Source organism: Achromobacter sp. 2789STDY5608621, from assembly GCF_001299375.1.
Taxonomy (GTDB): Bacteria; Pseudomonadota; Gammaproteobacteria; order Burkholderiales; family Burkholderiaceae_B; genus Achromobacter; species Achromobacter insuavis.
This window is the reverse complement of record NZ_CYTU01000008.1, coordinates 1-16,202: the sequence shown is the minus strand read 5'-3', so window position 1 is coordinate 16,202 and position 16,202 is coordinate 1. Positions and strand designations below refer to the sequence as shown.

The following is a 16,202-nucleotide window of genomic DNA, read 5'->3' as shown; positions in this document are numbered from 1 at the left end:
ACACGCATGCTGTGGATGTCCGCCATCGTCAGCGGCCTGGGGCTGGGTAGCATGTATGGGCTGATGGCCCTGGGCTTCTACCTGACCTACGCCGTGTCCGGCACGGTCAATTTCGCCCAGGGCAGCTCCATGATGCTGGGCGCGGTGCTGACCTATACCTTCGCGCAGACGCTGGGCTGGCCGCTGCTGGCCGCCCTGCCGCTCGCGCTGGCCTTGTGCGCGTTGTATGGCCTGGTGGTCGAGCGGCTGGCGGTGCGGCCATTCGCCAGCCGCGGCTCGAACGCCTGGCTGATGTCGACTGTGGCCCTTGGCATCGTGCTGGACAACCTGGTGATGTTCACCTTCGGCAAGGAGCCCCGCAGCTTGCCATCCCCGCTGGCGCAAGCGCCGCTGGAAATCGGCGGACTGGGCCTGGGGGTCTATCCGCTGCAATTGCTGATTCCCCTGGTGGGACTGGCATTGGCCGCCGCCCTGCATGCGCTGTCGCGCCGCACACGCTGGGGCGTGGCGCTGCTGGCCGTGGTGCAGAACCCGAACGCCGCGCGGCTGATGGGCATTCCGGTGCGGCGCGCCATCATGGCGGCCTTTGCCGTCTCGACCCTGTTCGCGGGCGTGGCCGGCGCGCTGGTCGCGCCGCTGTTCAACGTCCAGGCCGACATGGGGACGCTGTTCGGCCTGAAGGCTTTCGTGGTCGCCATCCTCGGCGGCATTACCAGCGCCTGGGGCGTCATGCTCGCCGGCCTGCTGTTTGGCGTGGCCGAAGGGCTGATCACCGTCGCGCTGGGTTCCGGCTACACCCAGATCATCAGCTTCGCGCTGGTCATCGCCATCCTGGCCATGCGGCCCAACGGATTGTTCGGCCGCGCGGCCGTGAGGAAAGTCTGATGGCCAGGCAATCTGCGCTGTTGCGGCCGATGCTGGCTGTCTATGTCCTGCTGGCCATCGCCAGCCTGGCGTTGGCGGCCTATGTCAATGGCTACTATGTTTTCGTAATCGGCAACGTGGCCCTGCTGGCGCTGGCCGGCATCGGCCTGAACGTGCTGCTGGGCCTGACCGGCCAGATGTCCTTCGGCCATGCCGCGTTCTACGCCATCGGCGCCTATACGGTGGCGATCCTGACCGGCCAGGCGGGCTGGAGTTTCTGGCTGGCGTGGCCCGCGGCCGCGCTGGTGGCGGGCGCATTCGGGCTGCTGCTGGCGCTGCCGGCGCTGCGGGTCCAGGGGCCCTACCTGGCGATGATCACGATCGCCTTCGGCTTCATCGTGGAACATGCCCTGGTCGAGGGTGGCGAGCTCACCGGCGGCCAGAACGGGTTGATGGGCATTGCCCAACCCGCGCTCGGCGGGCTGGGCGGCGACCGCGGCGTGGCGATGCTCGCGATCGTGGCCGTGTTCGCCGCGCTGGCCGGCTATGCCCTGCTTGCGCGCGGCAGCTGGGGCGCGGCGATGCGCGCGGTCAAGGACAGCGAAACGGCCAGCGAATCCATCGGCATCAACCCCTTGCTGGTGAAGGCCGTGGCCTTCATGGTCTCGGCGGCGGTGGTGGGCCTGGCGGGCGGCCTGTATGCGCCGCAGGCCGGCATGATCACGCCGCACAACTTCAACTTCATGCAATCGATCCTGTTCGTGCTGGCCGTCACCATCGGCGGCGCCGGCTCGCTGGCGGGCCCGTTGCTGGGCGCGGTGGTGGTCGGACTGCTGCCCGAACTGCTGTCGAGCCTGGAGGAATATCGCCTGTTGTTCTTCGGCGCCTTCCTGCTGGTGGTACTGTGGGCCGCGCCCGACGGTGCGGCGGGTCTCCTGGCCCGCTGGCGGCGACGCGGCGCGCAGCCCCGGCTGACGCCGCGCCAGGGCGGACTGGCGGCCACTGGCCAGGCGCGGCGCGTCCTGCGCGCCGACGCGCTGGCCATGACGTTCGGCGGCGTACGCGCGGTGCAAGGCGTATCGTTCCAGGTCGCGCCCGCCGCCGTCACCGCCTTGATCGGTCCCAACGGCGCCGGCAAGTCCACCGTCATCAACATGCTCAGCGGCTATTACCAGCCGACCCGCGGCAGCGTCGCGCTGGGCGCGACCCCGCTGGCCGGCCTGCCCGCCTACCGCGTGGCCCGCGAAGGCATCGCGCGCACCTACCAGACCTCGCAACTGTTCGACACCCTGAGCGTCGAGGATAACGTGGCGCTGGGCCTGTTGCGCGGCCGGCTGGGGGGCCTGCTGGCCGCGCGCCGCTATCTGTCGTCCGATGCACGCGAGCGCGCCCGCGCCCTGTTGGCCTTCTGCGGCTATCAGGGCGCGCTCGATGCGCCGGCCGCCGACCTGGCGCACGTGGACCGCAGGCTGGTGGAGATCGCCCGCGCGCTGGCCACCGACGCCGACATCCTGTTGATGGACGAGCCTGCGGCGGGTCTGTCACGCGAGGACAAGACCCGGCTGGCGGCCCTGCTGCGGCGCATTGCCGACGCCGGTGCCGGGGTGCTGCTGGTCGAGCACGACATGGCCTTGGTGATGGGCGTGTCCGACCACGTTGTCGCCATCGACGCGGGGCGCGAATTGGCGCAGGGATCCACCGGCGAGATCCAGCAGTCCGCGGCCGTGCGGCAGGCCTATCTGGGCGACGACGCGGCGCGACACGCCCCCGCGGCGCGCGCGCGTCCGGCCGCTTCCCGCGTCGCGCCGGAAGTGCTGGGCGTGGGCAGCCTGACCACGGGCTACGGCGCCAACCCGGTGCTGCATGGCATCGACCTGCAGGTCCGCGAGGGCGAAATGGTGGCGCTGCTGGGCGCCAACGGCGCCGGCAAGTCGACGCTGATGCGCACCCTGGCCGGACTGCATCGACCCGCTCAGGGCGGCATGCACCTGCAAGGACAGGAATTGCAGGGGTTGAGCGCGGACCGCATCGTGGCGCGAGGGCTGGTCCTGGTGCCCGAGGGGCGGCAGGTGTTCCCCGACCTGAGCGTGCTCGACAACATCCGGCTGGGCGCCTTCCTGCATCCGGCGGATCGCGAAGCCCGGGTGCAGGAGATGCTGACGCGCTTTCCCCGCCTGCGCGAGCGGCAGCACCAGCGCGCCGGCCTGCTGTCCGGCGGCGAGCAGCAGATGCTGGCGATCGCGCGTGGGCTGATGTCCAAGCCGGTGATCCTGCTGCTGGACGAACCGTCATTGGGCCTGGCGCCCAAGATCATCGACGAATTGTTCGAAGCGCTGGACAGGTTGCGGGCCGAATCGATGACGATACTGCTGGTGGACCAGATGGCGGCGCTGGCCCTGTCGCTGGCGGACCGCGCCTACGTGCTGGAATCCGGCCGCGTGGCGGCGCACGGCACGGCGCGCGAGATCGCCGCGGATGGGACGCTGGCGCGCGCCTATCTCGGCGCCTGAGGCGCGACAGCCCGGCGCGCCACGCGCGTCGGGTTTCCTGCCGCGGCAGGCTCAGGCGGCGTCGGCGCCCAGCCGCGCGCCTTCGCGCACGATGCCGCAGCGCTTGTAGGCGCGCATCACCACGCCCACCTCGCTGGCCAGCACGCCATCGAGCTCGCCCAGCCTGCGCGTGACCACGTCCCACAGGTGCAGGCTATCGCGGCACAGCACATGCCAGAACAACTGCGAGGCGCCGCTGGTGCCGAACAGGCAACGCGTGTTCGGATCCAGCGCCAGGTGCGCGGCCAGGGCGTCGACGACCTGCGGACGCACCTGCACCGAGATCACCGCCTCGACCGGAAAGCCCACCAGGGCCGGTTCGACCTCCACGCGGAAGCTGAGCGCGCGCCGCTCGACCAGGTGCTGCAACAGGCGCTGGGCGGTCGGCTCGCTGACCTCGGCGTGGGCCGACAACTCGGCCAGGCTGGCGCGGCCGTCGCGCATCAGATGGGCCACGATGCGCTGCTCGGGCTCGGTCAGCGCCAGCGGGGCCTGGCTGGCCGGATCCGGCGCCTCGGGCGCCGCGCCGTCGGCCTGGATGCGCCACTGGCCGGCGCGGCGGAACGGCCGCAGCACCAAGCGCGCTTCGACCTGCTCGACGCCGTCGATGGACGGCAGCACGCGCGTCACCACGTCGGGCATGTCGGCGGCATCCGCCAGCGTCAGCTCCGCCATCAGATCGGCCGTGCCGGCCAGCGTCACGACCAGCTGGGTGATGCCGAGCCGCGCCAGGGCCTCGGCCGCTTCGGCCACGCGGCCCGAGCGGCAGCGCACCCAGGCGTGCAGCACCACGCCGCGGCCCGTGGCCAGCGGATCGGCCTCGGCGATGACGCGCAGGGCGTCGGCATCCATCAGCCGCTTGATGCGGCGCGCCACCGTGCGCTCGGCGATGCCGGTGGCCGCGCCCAGCTCGCGCCAGGAGGCGCGCGGGTCGGCCTGCAGGGCGATCAGGCAGGCCAGATCGGTGTCATCGAGCGCCGGCATTAGGGGCTTACCCTTACTTGACGTGACCATATTCATTAATCTAACGTTCGCGCATTGATAAAAACATAAAATTTAACGGTCTATTTGACCAAAAATAAAATCGAGGACGTTATGAGTACCCCTTCCGCAACCCTGCGCGCCACGCAGGGGGCAAACGCCGCGCCCGTGTCGCGCGCCCGCACGATTCTGGCCGGTAGTGTAGGCAATGCGGTGGAATGGTTCGATTGGACCATCTATGCGTCATTCGCCATTTTCTTCTCAAAGCAGTTCTTTCCCGATGGCAACGAGACCACCGCCCTGCTGGCCACCTTCGGCATTTTCGCCGTCGGCTTCTTCATGCGCCCGGTCGGCGGCTGGGTGCTCGGCATCTTCTCCGACCGCTACGGCCGCAAGGCCGCGCTGGGCCTGACCATCCTGATGATGGCCGGCGGTTCGCTGATCATCGCCGTCACCCCGACCTATGCCACCATCGGCCTGGCCGCGCCGCTGCTGCTGACCGCCGCGCGCCTGCTGCAAGGCCTGTCGCTGGGCGGAGAGTATGCCTCGGCCACGACCTTCCTGGCGGAAATGGCGCCGCCCAACAAGCGCGGCTTCTATTCCAGCTTCGTCTTCTTCAGCGCCGCCGTGGGCATCCTGGCCGCGTCCGCCGTGGGCTGGCTGCTGACCTCGACCCTGACCAAGGCCGAAATGGCCGACTGGGGCTGGCGCATCCCGTTCTTCCTGGGCGCGCTGGGCGGCCTGGCCGGCATGTGGATCCGCCGCGCGATTCCGGAAACCGAGGCGTTCTCGCACGCCAAGAAGGCCGGCATCGAAAAGCAGCCGCTGCGCACCCTGCTGCGCGAGCACCCGCGTGAAGTGCTGCGCATCGTCGGCTTCTCGATCCTGACGACGTTCGCCTTCTATATCTTCGTGGCCTACGTGCCGACCTACGCCATCCGCCAGGTCAAGGCCGATCCGCAGGTCGCGTTCGCCGCCAACACCGTCGCGCTGATCGTCTTCATGCTGGTGCAGCCCGTGTTCGGCATGCTGTCCGACCGCATCGGCCGCAAGCCGCAGCTGATCTTCTTCGCCGCCGGCTACCTGGTGTTCTTCTACCCGCTGATGACCACGCTGGGCCCATCGTTCGGCTCGATCCTGGCCGTGGAACTGTTCGGCCTGGTGCTGTACGCCATGTACACGTCGATCGCGCCGGCCATCATGTCGGAGCAATTCCCCACCAGCGTGCGCGCCGTCGGCATCGGCACCCCGTACAACCTGGTCGTGGCGCTGCTGGGCGGCACCACCCCCTACCTGCTGACCTGGCTGCAGAGCAAGGGCATGGAGCGCTGGTTCTTCTATTACGTGCTGGCTGGCGCCGTGATCACGTTGATCACCTTCATCCGCATGCCTGAAACCCGCGGCCAATCGCTGAAGTAAGACCCGCTCAGGCCCTGACGCCCCGCATCAACGCTTTCCGGTTCCGCCAGGACCGGAAAGCTTTTCCTTTTCGTGAGAGCCATGCCAGACCAAGACACCGCCCTGCATTTCCGAGAAGCCCGCGAACTCGCCCGCGCCATCCGCGCGGGGGAACTGAGTTCGCGCCAGGTCACCGCCCATTTCCTGGATCGCATCGCCCGCGCGCCCGACCTGGCCGCGTACAGCGTGGTCACCGCCGAACGCGCCCTGGCCCAGGCCGAAGCGGCCGACCGGCTGCTGGCCGCCGGTATTTCGATGGGCCCGCTGCATGGCGTGCCGGTGGCGGTGAAGGACAGCGTGCAATGGGCGGGCACCGTCGCCAGCGGTGGCTCGCAAGCCCGGCGCGACATCGTCAGCGATGAAACCTCCGCCGCCGTGCGCGGCCTGTCGGCGCAGGGCATGGTGATCCTGGGCAAGACCCGCATGACTGAATTCGCGTTCGGCCTGTCGGGCCAGAATCCGACCCAGGGCACGGCCCGCAACCCCTGGGACGCGGTCACCGCGCGCGCGCCCGGCGGCTCGTCCAGCGGCGCCGGGGTCGCGGTGGCGGCCGGCCTGGCGCCGCTGGCGCTGGGCGGCGACACCGGCGGCTCGGTGCGCGCCCCCGCCGCGCTGAACGGCGTGGTGGGCTACAAGCCGTCATCGGGCGTCATCAGCCGCGCCGGCTGCCTGCCGCTGTCGGACACCCTGGACGTGCTCGGCCCCATCGCCCGCAGCGTGGCCGACGCCCGCTTGCTGACCCAGGCGCTGGCCGGCCCCGACATCGACGACGACGCCACCCTGGCGCTGCCAGCGGCCTGCATCGCCGCCCTGCGCCGCCCCGCCGCGCCGCGCGGCAGCGCCGTCGCCGTGCTGGCGCCGCAGGCCTGGCCCGCGCCGCTGGCCGATGAAGGCCTGCGGATCTGGCACGAGGCGCAGGAACGCCTGGATCAGGCCGGCCTGACGCCCGAAACCTGGCATCCGCCCGCCTCGCTGTCGTTCGCCCGCATGGCGGACGACAATTCGCTGGTGCTGGCCTACGAGGCCTATCGCTACTTCGGCGCGCTGGCCGAAGACCCGGCCCAGCCGCTGTGGGACGTGGTGCGCGCGCGCATCGCCGCCGGCGGCCGCATCGCCCGGGCCGACTACGAGGCGGCGCTGCAACGGCGCCAGGCCGACATGGCGACGTTCGCCGCCGCCATGCAAGGCATCGATGCCCTGCTGATGCCGGCCTGCGACCAGGCGGCCCAGGCACTGGACGCGGCCGACGTCCGCCACGCCGGCTTGGGCAGGCTGCTGCGCCCGGCCAACTTCCTGGGCGCGGCCGCGATCGCCCTGCCGGCCGGCTTCGACGAGGAAGGCATGCCGATGGCGGTGCAGTTGCTGGCGCCCGCCGGCGGCGACGCGGCCCTGCTGGATCGGGCCGCGATGCTGGAACCAGTGCTGGCGCCGGTCGCGCGGACCCCCGATCTATCGGCCTGGGGCCTCTGACCGCGACGCTCGCGCCCATGAAAAAAAGCCCCGGCATGCCGGGGCTTTTTCTACTTCGAAAGGGTGCGTTACACGCCCTTCTTCAGTTCCTGGACCTTGTCCGTGGCTTCCCACGAGAATTCCGGCTCGGAACGGCCGAAGTGGCCATACGCGGCGGTCTTGGTGTAGATCGGGCGCAGCAGGTCGAGCATGTTGACGATGCCCTTCGGACGCAGGTCGAAGTGCTCGCGCACCAGCTTGGCGATCTGGTCGTCGGGAATGACGCCGGTGCCTTCGGTGTAGACGGTGATGTTGATGGGCTCGGCCACGCCGATGGCGTAGCTGACCTGCACCTGGCACTGGCGCGCCAGGCCGGCGGCCACGATGTTCTTGGCCACGTAGCGGGCGGCGTAGGCGGCCGAACGGTCGACCTTGGACGGATCCTTGCCCGAGAACGCGCCGCCACCGTGCGGGCATGCGCCGCCGTAGGTGTCGACGATGATCTTGCGGCCGGTCAGGCCGCAATCGCCCTGCGGGCCGCCGATGACGAAGCGGCCGGTCGGGTTGACCAGGAACTTGGTCTTGGGCGTGATCAGGCCGTCGGGGAAGCTGGGCTTGATGATGTCTTCGATCACGGCTTCGCGGATGGTCTCCTGCGAGACTTCCGGCGCGTGCTGGGTCGAGAGCACCACGGTGTCGACTTCGGCCGGGCGGCCGTCGACGTAGCGGAAGGTCACTTGCGACTTGGCGTCCGGGCGCAGCCACGCCAGGCGGCCGTCCTTGCGCAGTTCGCTCTGGCGCTGCACCAGGCGGTGCGCGTACCAGATCGGGGCCGGCATCAGGTCGGGGGTTTCGTCGCAGGCGTAGCCGAACATCAGGCCTTGGTCGCCCGCGCCCTGGTTCAGGTAGTCTTCCGAGCTGCGGTCCACGCCCTGGGCGATGTCCGGCGATTGCTTGTCGTAGGCGACCAGCACCGCGCAACCCTTGTAGTCGATGCCGTACTCGGTGTTGTCGTAGCCGATGCGGCGGATCGTGTCGCGCGCGACCTGGATGTAGTCGACGTTGGCGGTGGTGGTGATTTCACCGGCCAGCACGACCAGACCCGTGTTGCACAGGGTCTCCGCGGCCACGCGGGCGTTCGGGTCCTGGGTGAAGATGGCGTCCAGAATCGCGTCGGAAACCTGGTCGGCTACCTTGTCGGGGTGCCCTTCGGAAACGGATTCGGAGGTGAAGAGAAAGTCGTTATTGGCCACAGATGCGTCCTTTGATGTCCGGTACAGCCGGAACTTAGGTTCACGAGGCGCGTTGCACCCCGGACTGCATGGAATACGCTGATCTGGGCGCGACGCTTTAGCGGATTTGGCAAGCGACGCGCAACGCGCCGGGATCCTGCCGTCGCCCCGCAAGTTGTCGGTTAACTCGGCGACGGGTCGATTTTAAGCGAAAATGCGGTTCTTATGCTTGTGCCACGGGTGGGGTCTTTCGCCCGAGCACCGGCACCACCATGCCCGATATCGCCCATTTGCCGCATGCTGCTCGCCCTGTTCCGCCTGTTCGCATCCCTGCCCCTGCCCGTCGCGCACGCGCTCGGGCGCCTGCTCGGCCGCATCGCGTATGCGTTTCCCGGCAAGTACCGGCGCCGCCTGCGGGCCAATGCGACGCAGGCCGGCTACCCCGACGCGGCCTTTGCCCGCCGCGCGGCCGGCGAGGCCGGCGCCATGATCCTGGAGATGCCGCGGGTCTGGTTCCGCAATGAACAAAGCCTGGCCCAGGTCGTGTCCGACGACAACGACGTGGTGGCCGCGGCCCGCGCCGAGAACCGCGGCATCCTGTTCCTGACCCCTCACCTGGGCTGTTTCGAGATCACCGCGCGCTATCTGGCCCGCCTGATGCCCATGACGGTGATGTTCCGCCCGCCGCGCAAGGACATCCTGGCGCCGCTGCTGGAAACCGCGCGCAACGGCTCCGCCGTCAACGCCGTGCCGGCCACCATGCAGGGCGTGCGGGAATTCGTGCGGGCCCTGCGGCGCGGCGAGTCGGTCGGCATGCTGCCCGACCAGGCGCCGGGCGTCGGCGACGGCGTCTGGGCGCCATTTTTCGGACGCATGGCGTACACCATGACCCTGCCCGGCAAACTGGCCACCCAGACCGGCGTCCCCATCATCCTGACCGCCGGCGAACGCCTGCCGGGCGGCCGCGGCTGGCGCATCCACTATGTGCGGGTGCCCGAGCCGCTGCCCGCCGATCCGCAAGCCCAGGCCGCGCTGCTCAACGCCGCCATGGAAACGCTGATCCGCCGCTGCCCGCAGCAGTATCTCTGGAGCTACAACCGCTACAAGACCCCGCGCGGCGCCCCGCCCGCCCCCGCCGACGACGCGGCCACCGCGCCCCACTGAAGCCGGCCGCCCACGCCCCGCCGCCCTGGTCTCAAGCTCCCCACCTGTCCATGAAAGAATCGAAAACGCGCACGCTGGTCAATCTGCTGAAATGGTTCGGCCGCATGCGGCCGTCCACCCGGCTACGCATCGGCGCCGCGCTCGGCTGGCTGGCCATGCGCCTGGCCAAATCGCGCACCCGCATCGTGCGCCGCAATCTCGAACTGTGCTTTCCCGAGCAGCCCGAGGAAGTGCGCGAACGCTGGGTGCGCGAGCACTTCCGGGCGCTGGCGCAGTCCATCGTCGACCGCGGCGTGCTGTGGTACGGCACCCCCGAAGCCATCAAGGACATGGTCACGCAGAGTGGCGCCGACCGCATCAATGAACTGACCGCCCAGGGCCGCGCGGTGATCCTGCTGGCGCCGCACTTCATCGGCCTGGACGCGGCCGCCACCCGCCTCACCATGGAAGTGCCGAGCGCGGCCACCATGTACACGCCGCAGAGCGACCCGCACATCGACGCCGTGGTGGCCGCCGGCCGCGCCCGCTTCAACGAGGTGTTCCTGGTCAGCCGCAAGGACGGCGTGCGCGACCTGATCCGCCACCTGCGCGCGCCGCGCCCGGTGTACTACCTGCCCGACATGGACTTCGGCCGCCAGGGCGCCGTGTTCGCGCCGTTCTTCGGCATCCAGGCGGCGACCCTGCTGGCCACCGCGCAGCTGGCCAAGAAATGGGACGCGGCCGTGCTGCCGATCCTGGATTTCTGGAACCCGGAGACTGGCCGCTACCACGCCGAGGTGCTGCCGCCGCTGGAGAACTTCCCCGGCGACGATACGCTGGAAGAAGCCACGGCGCGCCTGAACCGCGAGCTGGAGGGCTGGGTGCGGCGCTGCCCCAGCCAGTATTACTGGGTCCACCGCCGTTTCAAGACCCGTCCGCCGGGCGAGCCCAAGATCTACTAGGGCAGGCCCGCGCCGGGGCGGTTTCCCGGGCCAGAATGGGCGATAATCCCCCCATGAACTGGAACTTCACCAAAATGCATGGCGCGGGCAACGACTTCGTCGTCCTGGACGGGGTCCGCCAGGCCATCGAAATGACGCCCGAGCGCGCCCGCGCGCTGGGCGACCGCCACTTCGGCATCGGCGCCGACCAGATCCTGCTGGTCGAACGCGCCACCCGGCCCGACGCCGACTTCCGCTACCGCATCTTCAATTCCGACGGCAGCGAGGTCGAGCACTGCGGCAACGGCGCGCGCTGCTTCGTGCGCTTCGTGCACGAGCAGGGCCTGTCCGACCGCAACCCGCTGCGCGCCGAGATCGCCACCGGCATCCTGGTGCTGGACGAGGGCGACGACGAGCAGGTCACGGTCGACATGGGCAGCACCCGCTTCGACCCGGCCGCGTTGCCGTTCGACACCTCCGGGCTCGCCTCCCGCACCGAAGGCCAGGACACGCTGTGGGAGCTGGAACTCGACGTGCCCGCCGGCCTGCCGCGCAGCGTGGCCCTGTCGGCCGTGGCCATCTCCAACCCGCACGCCGTGCAGGTGGTGGACAACGTCGACACCGCGCCGGTCGCCATCGTCGGTCCGCTGATCGAGAACCACCCGCGCTTTGCCCGCCGCGTCAACGCCGGTTTCATGCAGATCGTCGATCGCCACAACATCCGCCTGCGCGTGCACGAACGCGGCGCCGGCGAGACGCTGGCCTGCGGCACCGGCGCCTGCGCCGCCGTCGCGGCCGGCATCCGCCGCGGCCTGCTCGATTCCCCGGTGCGCGTGCAGACGCGCGGCGGCGTGCTGACCATCGCCTGGAACGGCGACCAGCTGCGCATGACCGGACCGGCCGAATCCGTCTTCACGGGGCAGGTCGACATCGACAAGCTCGTCTTCTCCATGGCGCTGAACCGATAACCCCATGACCGATACCGCTTTCACCGCCCAGGACATCGCCAACTTCCTGCAGGAACACCCCGGCTTCTTCGACGAGCACGCCGACGTCTTCGCCACGCTGCAGGTGCCGCACCCGCACGGCTCGCGCGCCATTTCGCTGGGCGAACGCCAGATCCTCACGCTGCGCGAACGCAACCGCGAACTCGAGTGGCGCCTGAACGAGCTGGTGCGCAACGCCACCGCCAACGAAACCATCGGCAGCCACATCTCCAAATGGTGCTGCCGCCTGCTGTCCGAACCGGATCCGCAATTGGTGCCCGGCGAAATCGCCCTGGGCCTGGCTGAACAATTCGAACTGAACCACGTGGCGCTGCGCCTGTGGAACCTGCCCGAGCTGCCCGACACCGGCTATGGCGAACCCGTCACGCAGGACGTGCGCACCTTCACCGACAGCCTGAAGACGCCGTACTGCGGCACCGACACGGCCTTCGAAGCCGTCGGCTGGCTGGACGCCAAGCCCAAGTCGCTGGCCCTGGTGCCGCTGCGCCTGGAGGCCGAAGGCGCCAGCGTCGGCCTGCTGGTGCTGGGGTCGGACGACGCCGAACGCTTTACGCCCGAGATGGGCACCGCGTTCCTGGAAGCCATCGGCCAGTTGGCCTCGGCGGCGCTGCACCGGCTGAACCCGGCCGCGCCCAAGGCCTGAGCCGATCATGACGGCGGGGGCCCCGGAACACGCCATGCCAACGCAAGCGCCGGACGCCCCACTGCCCGATCCGATGGCCGCCTGGCTGCGCCATCTGGAAAGCAATCGCCGCTATTCGCCCCACACGCTGGACGGCTACCGGCGCGAGCTGCGCTTCCTGATCGAACTGGCCGAACGCGCCAAGCTGCCGCTCGACAAGCTCGGCAACGGCCACATCCGCCAATTCGTCGCGCGGCTGCATGCGCAGGGCCGCGGCCCGCGCAGCCTGGCGCGCACGCTGGCGGCCTGGCGCGGCTTCTACCAATGGTGGGCGCCCACGATCGGCCTGGCCGGCAACCCGGTGGCCGGGGTGCGCGCGCCCAAGGCGCCGCGCGGCCTGCCCAAGGCCCTGTCGGTGGAACAGACCCAGGCCTTGCTGGATCGCCCTGCGGCCAAGGTCGCCACCGAGCCGGCCGCCCTGCGCGACCAGGCCATGTTCGAATTGCTGTATTCCAGCGGCCTGCGGCTGTCGGAACTGGTCGGGCTGGACCTGCGCTACACGCGCTCGGCCGAGCATGAATCGCGCGGCTGGCTCAGCCTGGAAGAGGCCGAGGTGATCGTGCTGGGCAAGGGCGGCAAGCGCCGCTCGGTGCCGGTGGGCCAGGCCGCTTTGGCGGCGCTGCGGCGCTGGATCGACGTGCGCGAGCAGTTGGCGCCCCCGGCCGCGTCGGCCGACGATGCCGCCGCCCTGTTCCTTGGCGCCCGTGGACGGCGTATCTCGCCGCGCGTGGTGCAATTGCAACTGGCCCAGATCGCGCAGGCCGCCGGCCTGCCGACCCATGTGCATCCGCACGTGCTGCGCCACAGCTTCGCCAGCCACGTGTTGCAATCGGCGCAGGACCTGCGCGCCGTGCAGGAAATGCTGGGCCACGCCAACATCTCGACCACCCAGATCTATACCCGGCTGGACTTCCAGCACCTGGCGCGGGCCTACGACCAGGCCCATCCGCGCGCGGGCCGCAAATCCTGAACGCGGCGGCGTTTCAACCGCCGCCGGCCAGCATGCCGCCCAGCAGCAGCACGCCCAGCGCCAGCACCGCCAGCGCCGCCAAGGCTTCCACCCCATAACGCAAACGCGCCGCCGCGACGCCCGACAGGCGCGCGCCCAGCGCATTGGCCGCGCCGCCGGCCGCGACCGCCAGGCAGGCCAGCGCCGCCACCGTCAGGCCCGTGCCCAGGCCCATCGCCAGGGCCGAGGCCACCCCGGCCAGAAAGAATCCCTGCGACAGCGCGAACACCAGCACGATCAGCGCGCCGCTGCAGGGCCGCAAGCCCACGGCGAAAATGGCCGACCAGGCGCGGCGCCAGTTCAACGGCCCCGCCACCTGCTCCGGCGGTGGCACATGGGCATGGCCGCAGCCGCAATCGTCGTGATGGTCATGCGGATGAACGTGCGCGTGACCATGGCCCTCTCCACGAACCTCGCCCTGGGCAATCGGCGCCGGCGCGTGGATCGCAATGGCGCGCAAGGCCGCGGCCCCCTTCAGGGCCGGCGCCGCCACGGCAGGCGATGCGACCACCGCGGCAGCACGGGCCGGACGCCGCCGCAACAGCGGCCGGATCGCCTTGATCCAGACCAGCCACGCGCCCAGCAGGGTCACCAGCCCATACGAGGCCAGCTCCAGCCAGCGCGTGGCCTGGTTCATCGCCGCGGCCGTGGCGTTGAACACCAGCGCCAGCACCGCCACCATGGCGATCGCCACCAGCGCCTGCACCAGCGACGACACCAACGCCAGCAGCGCGCCGTTGCGCGCGGTCTGCCGGTTTGCCAGCACATAAGAGGAAATCACCGCCTTGCCATGGCCCGGGCCGAGCGCATGGAACACGCCGTAGGCGAACGACAGCCCGATCAGCAGCCAGGCGCCGCCATCGGCCTGCCAGGCGCGCACAGCCGCGGTGAGCTGGCGGTAGAAATGGGTCTGCCACACCGAAACCTGGCCGAAGAAGCCCGCCAGCCAACCGGGACCGCCCAGGCCGGCGCCGCTCTCCGGCACGCCGAAGGGATGCGCGCCCTGCGCGTCGGCCAGGCCGGCCCAGGCCATCGCGGCCAGCGCGAACAGCCACGCCAGCGCGGCGGTCGGACGTCGCGCTACGAACATTGCACCTCGATACGGTGCGTCAGCCCCTTGGTGATGGCGAAAAGCTCTTCCGGCAGCGCGTCCGGATCGGCCGGGATCGCGGCCAGTTGCTGCATGGTGTTCCAATCCAGTTCCTTGGGCTTGCGGTAAGCCTGCTTGCAGGCCGCCGCGCCGGGTCCGCCCAGCGCGACCGCCCCCTTGTCGTCGAAGGCGTAGGCCACGAAGTAGGTCGGGTCGTAGATGTCCACCTGCGCGCCCGCGGCGTCCAGCGCGGCGGGCTCGGCCAGCGGCAGCGTGAACGCCAGCGCCAGCCGGCCGGTCTTGGCGTTCCAGGTCACGCGCGCATCGCGCGGCGCGGCGAACACCGCGCTCTTGCCCGCCACGGTGACCCGCGTGAAGTAATGCGACACCGGTTCGCCCAGCGCCTTCATCCAATCCTGCGCCATGCCTTTCAGGGTGTCTTCGGGCAAGGCGCCGCCCTTGCCTTTCTTGAGTCCCTGCGTGGCATAGGCGCCGAACATCTCATCGAACAGCCAGACCTGGCGCACCGCCGTCACGCGGTGCTGCTCGTCCAGGTCGATGACGGCGCGCGCGTCGATCCACATATGCGGGTGGGCGCCGGCGGCGCCGGCCGCCAGCGCGCCCGCCACGGCGATCAGGGCTGCAAGGCCGCGGCGAGTTGACGAACGTTCCATTCAAACATTTCCAGGTAGGTGGCGCCGGGCTGTCCGGGCTTGGACAGGGCATCGGAATACAGCGTACCACCCACCTTCGCGCCGGTTTCACGCGCGATCTGCTGCACCAGGCGCGGGCTGGTGATGTTCTCGATGAACACCGCCGGCACCTTGTCGCGCTTGACCTGCTCGATGATGCGGGCCACGTCGCCGGCGGACGGCTCGGCTTCGGTCGAGATGCCCATCGCCGCGATGAAGCTCACGCCATAGGCATCGCCGAAATAGCCGAACGCATCATGCGAGGTGACCACCTTGCGGCGCTCCGCCGGAATCGCCGCGAAGGTTTTGCGCACGGCCGCATCCGCCGCCTGCACGCGGGCGATGTAGGCATCGGCGCGCTTGCGGTAGGCATCGGCATGGGCCGGATCGGCGGCGGCCAGGCCGTCGGCCACGTTGCGCGCGTAGATCACGCCGTTGGCCAGGTTCTGCCAGGCGTGCGGATCGGCGTCGTGGTGGTGATGGCCGCCGTGGTCGTGGGCATGGCCATGATCGTGGTCCTTGTCGTCATGCTTGTCACCGTGCTCGTCGCCATGGCCCGCGAACTTGCGCGGCGTCACGCCCTTGGAGGCGACCACGGTCGGCCCGGCAAAGCCGGAGGCCTTGACCAGGCGCGGCAGCCAGGCCTCGAAGTCCAGGCCGTTGACGAACAGCACCTTGGCGGCCGCCAGCTTCTTGGCGTCGGCGGGCGTGGGTTCGTATTCGTGGGCATCGCCGTCCGGGCCCACCAGCGTGCTCACCTTGATGTCGGCGCCGCCGACTTCCTGCACGATGTCGCCCAGGATCGAGAAGCTGGCCACGACCGGCAACGGTTCGGCCGCCTGCGCCGCGCCGAAGGCGGTGGACAGCCACAGGCCGGCCGCGGCCAGCATGACACGGCGGCGCGCCAGCGCCGGAAAGAGGGAAGACATGGTGAATCTCCTTGAGAGTTCAGGCCCGGCGCGAGACGCGCGGCGCCCGCAGCAACCCGCCATGCGGGCCGCAGACGATGGAAAACAGGTAACAGACGCCGGCGGCCAGGATGATGGCGGGCGAGGCCGGCACATTGAAGTGGTACGACACCAGCAGGCCGGCGACCGACGCCGCC

At 70.0% G+C, this 16,202-nt stretch carries 15 protein-coding genes; 9 read left to right on the top strand and 6 right to left on the bottom strand.

All coding sequences use genetic code 11. From position 1 onward, the window contains the following. Positions 1-6 precede the first annotated feature (6 nt). Both AOZ53_RS10740 and AOZ53_RS10735 read left to right on the top strand, forming a co-directional pair. A complete protein-coding gene (locus AOZ53_RS10740; protein WP_054430762.1) occupies positions 7-885 on the top strand; it encodes a branched-chain amino acid ABC transporter permease in 879 nt (292 codons plus the stop codon). Continuing rightward, a complete protein-coding gene (locus tag AOZ53_RS10735; RefSeq protein WP_054430763.1) occupies positions 885-3,374 on the top strand; it encodes a branched-chain amino acid ABC transporter ATP-binding protein/permease in 2,490 nt (829 codons plus the stop codon). Before AOZ53_RS10740 ends, AOZ53_RS10735 begins: the two co-directional genes overlap by 1 nt. A gap of 51 nt (positions 3,375-3,425) precedes the next feature. Here AOZ53_RS10735 and AOZ53_RS10730 read toward each other — a convergent pair whose 3' ends face one another. Then, on the bottom strand, positions 3,426-4,397 hold the full coding sequence (locus tag AOZ53_RS10730) for an Lrp/AsnC family transcriptional regulator (RefSeq protein ID WP_231689881.1): 972 nt from the start codon (positions 4,395-4,397) through the stop codon (positions 3,426-3,428). A gap of 111 nt (positions 4,398-4,508) precedes the next feature. Here AOZ53_RS10730 and AOZ53_RS10725 point away from each other — a divergent pair, with 111 nt between their 5' ends. Together AOZ53_RS10725 and AOZ53_RS10720 are read left to right on the top strand one after the other, a co-directional pair. After that, positions 4,509-5,813 carry an MFS transporter gene (locus AOZ53_RS10725; protein WP_054430765.1) on the top strand — a complete coding sequence of 435 codons (1,305 nt, stop codon included), beginning with the start codon at positions 4,509-4,511 and terminating at the stop codon, positions 5,811-5,813. 81 nt (positions 5,814-5,894) lie between these two features. Continuing rightward, complete coding sequence (locus tag AOZ53_RS10720; RefSeq protein ID WP_054487786.1) at positions 5,895-7,322, top strand: amidase; 1,428 nt, start codon at positions 5,895-5,897, stop codon at positions 7,320-7,322. 68 nt (positions 7,323-7,390) lie between these two features. Here AOZ53_RS10720 and metK read toward each other — a convergent pair whose 3' ends face one another. Continuing rightward, complete coding sequence (gene metK / locus AOZ53_RS10715) at positions 7,391-8,554, bottom strand: methionine adenosyltransferase (RefSeq protein WP_006391903.1); 1,164 nt, start codon at positions 8,552-8,554, stop codon at positions 7,391-7,393. Between the two features lie 276 nt (positions 8,555-8,830). On the opposite strand from metK, the gene AOZ53_RS10710 reads away from it, so the two are divergent. The 5 genes from AOZ53_RS10710 to xerC are packed head-to-tail and all read left to right on the top strand — an operon-like array spanning position 8,831 to position 13,276. Beyond that, a complete protein-coding gene (locus tag AOZ53_RS10710; protein WP_054430767.1) occupies positions 8,831-9,697 on the top strand; it encodes a lysophospholipid acyltransferase family protein in 867 nt (288 codons plus the stop codon). A gap of 50 nt (positions 9,698-9,747) precedes the next feature. Beyond that, a complete protein-coding gene (locus tag AOZ53_RS10705) occupies positions 9,748-10,638 on the top strand; it encodes a lysophospholipid acyltransferase family protein (RefSeq protein WP_054430768.1) in 891 nt (296 codons plus the stop codon). A 35-nt stretch (positions 10,639-10,673) separates the two neighbouring features. After that, positions 10,674-11,585 carry a diaminopimelate epimerase gene (dapF, locus tag AOZ53_RS10700; RefSeq protein WP_054430769.1) on the top strand — a complete coding sequence of 304 codons (912 nt, stop codon included), beginning with the start codon at positions 10,674-10,676 and terminating at the stop codon, positions 11,583-11,585. Positions 11,586-11,589: 4 nt separating this feature from the next. After that, a complete protein-coding gene (locus tag AOZ53_RS10695; protein ID WP_054430770.1) occupies positions 11,590-12,267 on the top strand; it encodes a DUF484 family protein in 678 nt (225 codons plus the stop codon). A 34-nt stretch (positions 12,268-12,301) separates the two neighbouring features. Next, positions 12,302-13,276 (top strand): tyrosine recombinase XerC, encoded by a 975-nt coding sequence (gene xerC / locus AOZ53_RS10690; protein ID WP_054487784.1) that lies wholly within the window; start codon positions 12,302-12,304, stop codon positions 13,274-13,276. A gap of 13 nt (positions 13,277-13,289) precedes the next feature. Here xerC and AOZ53_RS10685 read toward each other — a convergent pair whose 3' ends face one another. The 4 genes from AOZ53_RS10685 to AOZ53_RS10670 all read right to left on the bottom strand — a co-directional run. After that, positions 13,290-14,405 carry a nickel/cobalt transporter gene (locus AOZ53_RS10685; protein WP_054487782.1) on the bottom strand — a complete coding sequence of 372 codons (1,116 nt, stop codon included), beginning with the start codon at positions 14,403-14,405 and terminating at the stop codon, positions 13,290-13,292. Next, a complete protein-coding gene (locus AOZ53_RS10680) occupies positions 14,396-15,079 on the bottom strand; it encodes a DUF1007 family protein (RefSeq protein WP_054430773.1) in 684 nt (227 codons plus the stop codon). Before AOZ53_RS10680 ends, AOZ53_RS10685 begins: the two co-directional genes overlap by 10 nt. Continuing rightward, positions 15,040-16,026 (bottom strand): metal ABC transporter solute-binding protein, Zn/Mn family, encoded by a 987-nt coding sequence (locus tag AOZ53_RS10675; protein WP_054487780.1) that lies wholly within the window; start codon positions 16,024-16,026, stop codon positions 15,040-15,042. Before AOZ53_RS10675 ends, AOZ53_RS10680 begins: the two co-directional genes overlap by 40 nt. A 19-nt stretch (positions 16,027-16,045) precedes the next feature. Next, positions 16,046-16,202: metal ABC transporter permease (locus AOZ53_RS10670; RefSeq protein ID WP_197286473.1), on the bottom strand; the 157-nt coding region annotated here is incomplete at its 5' end.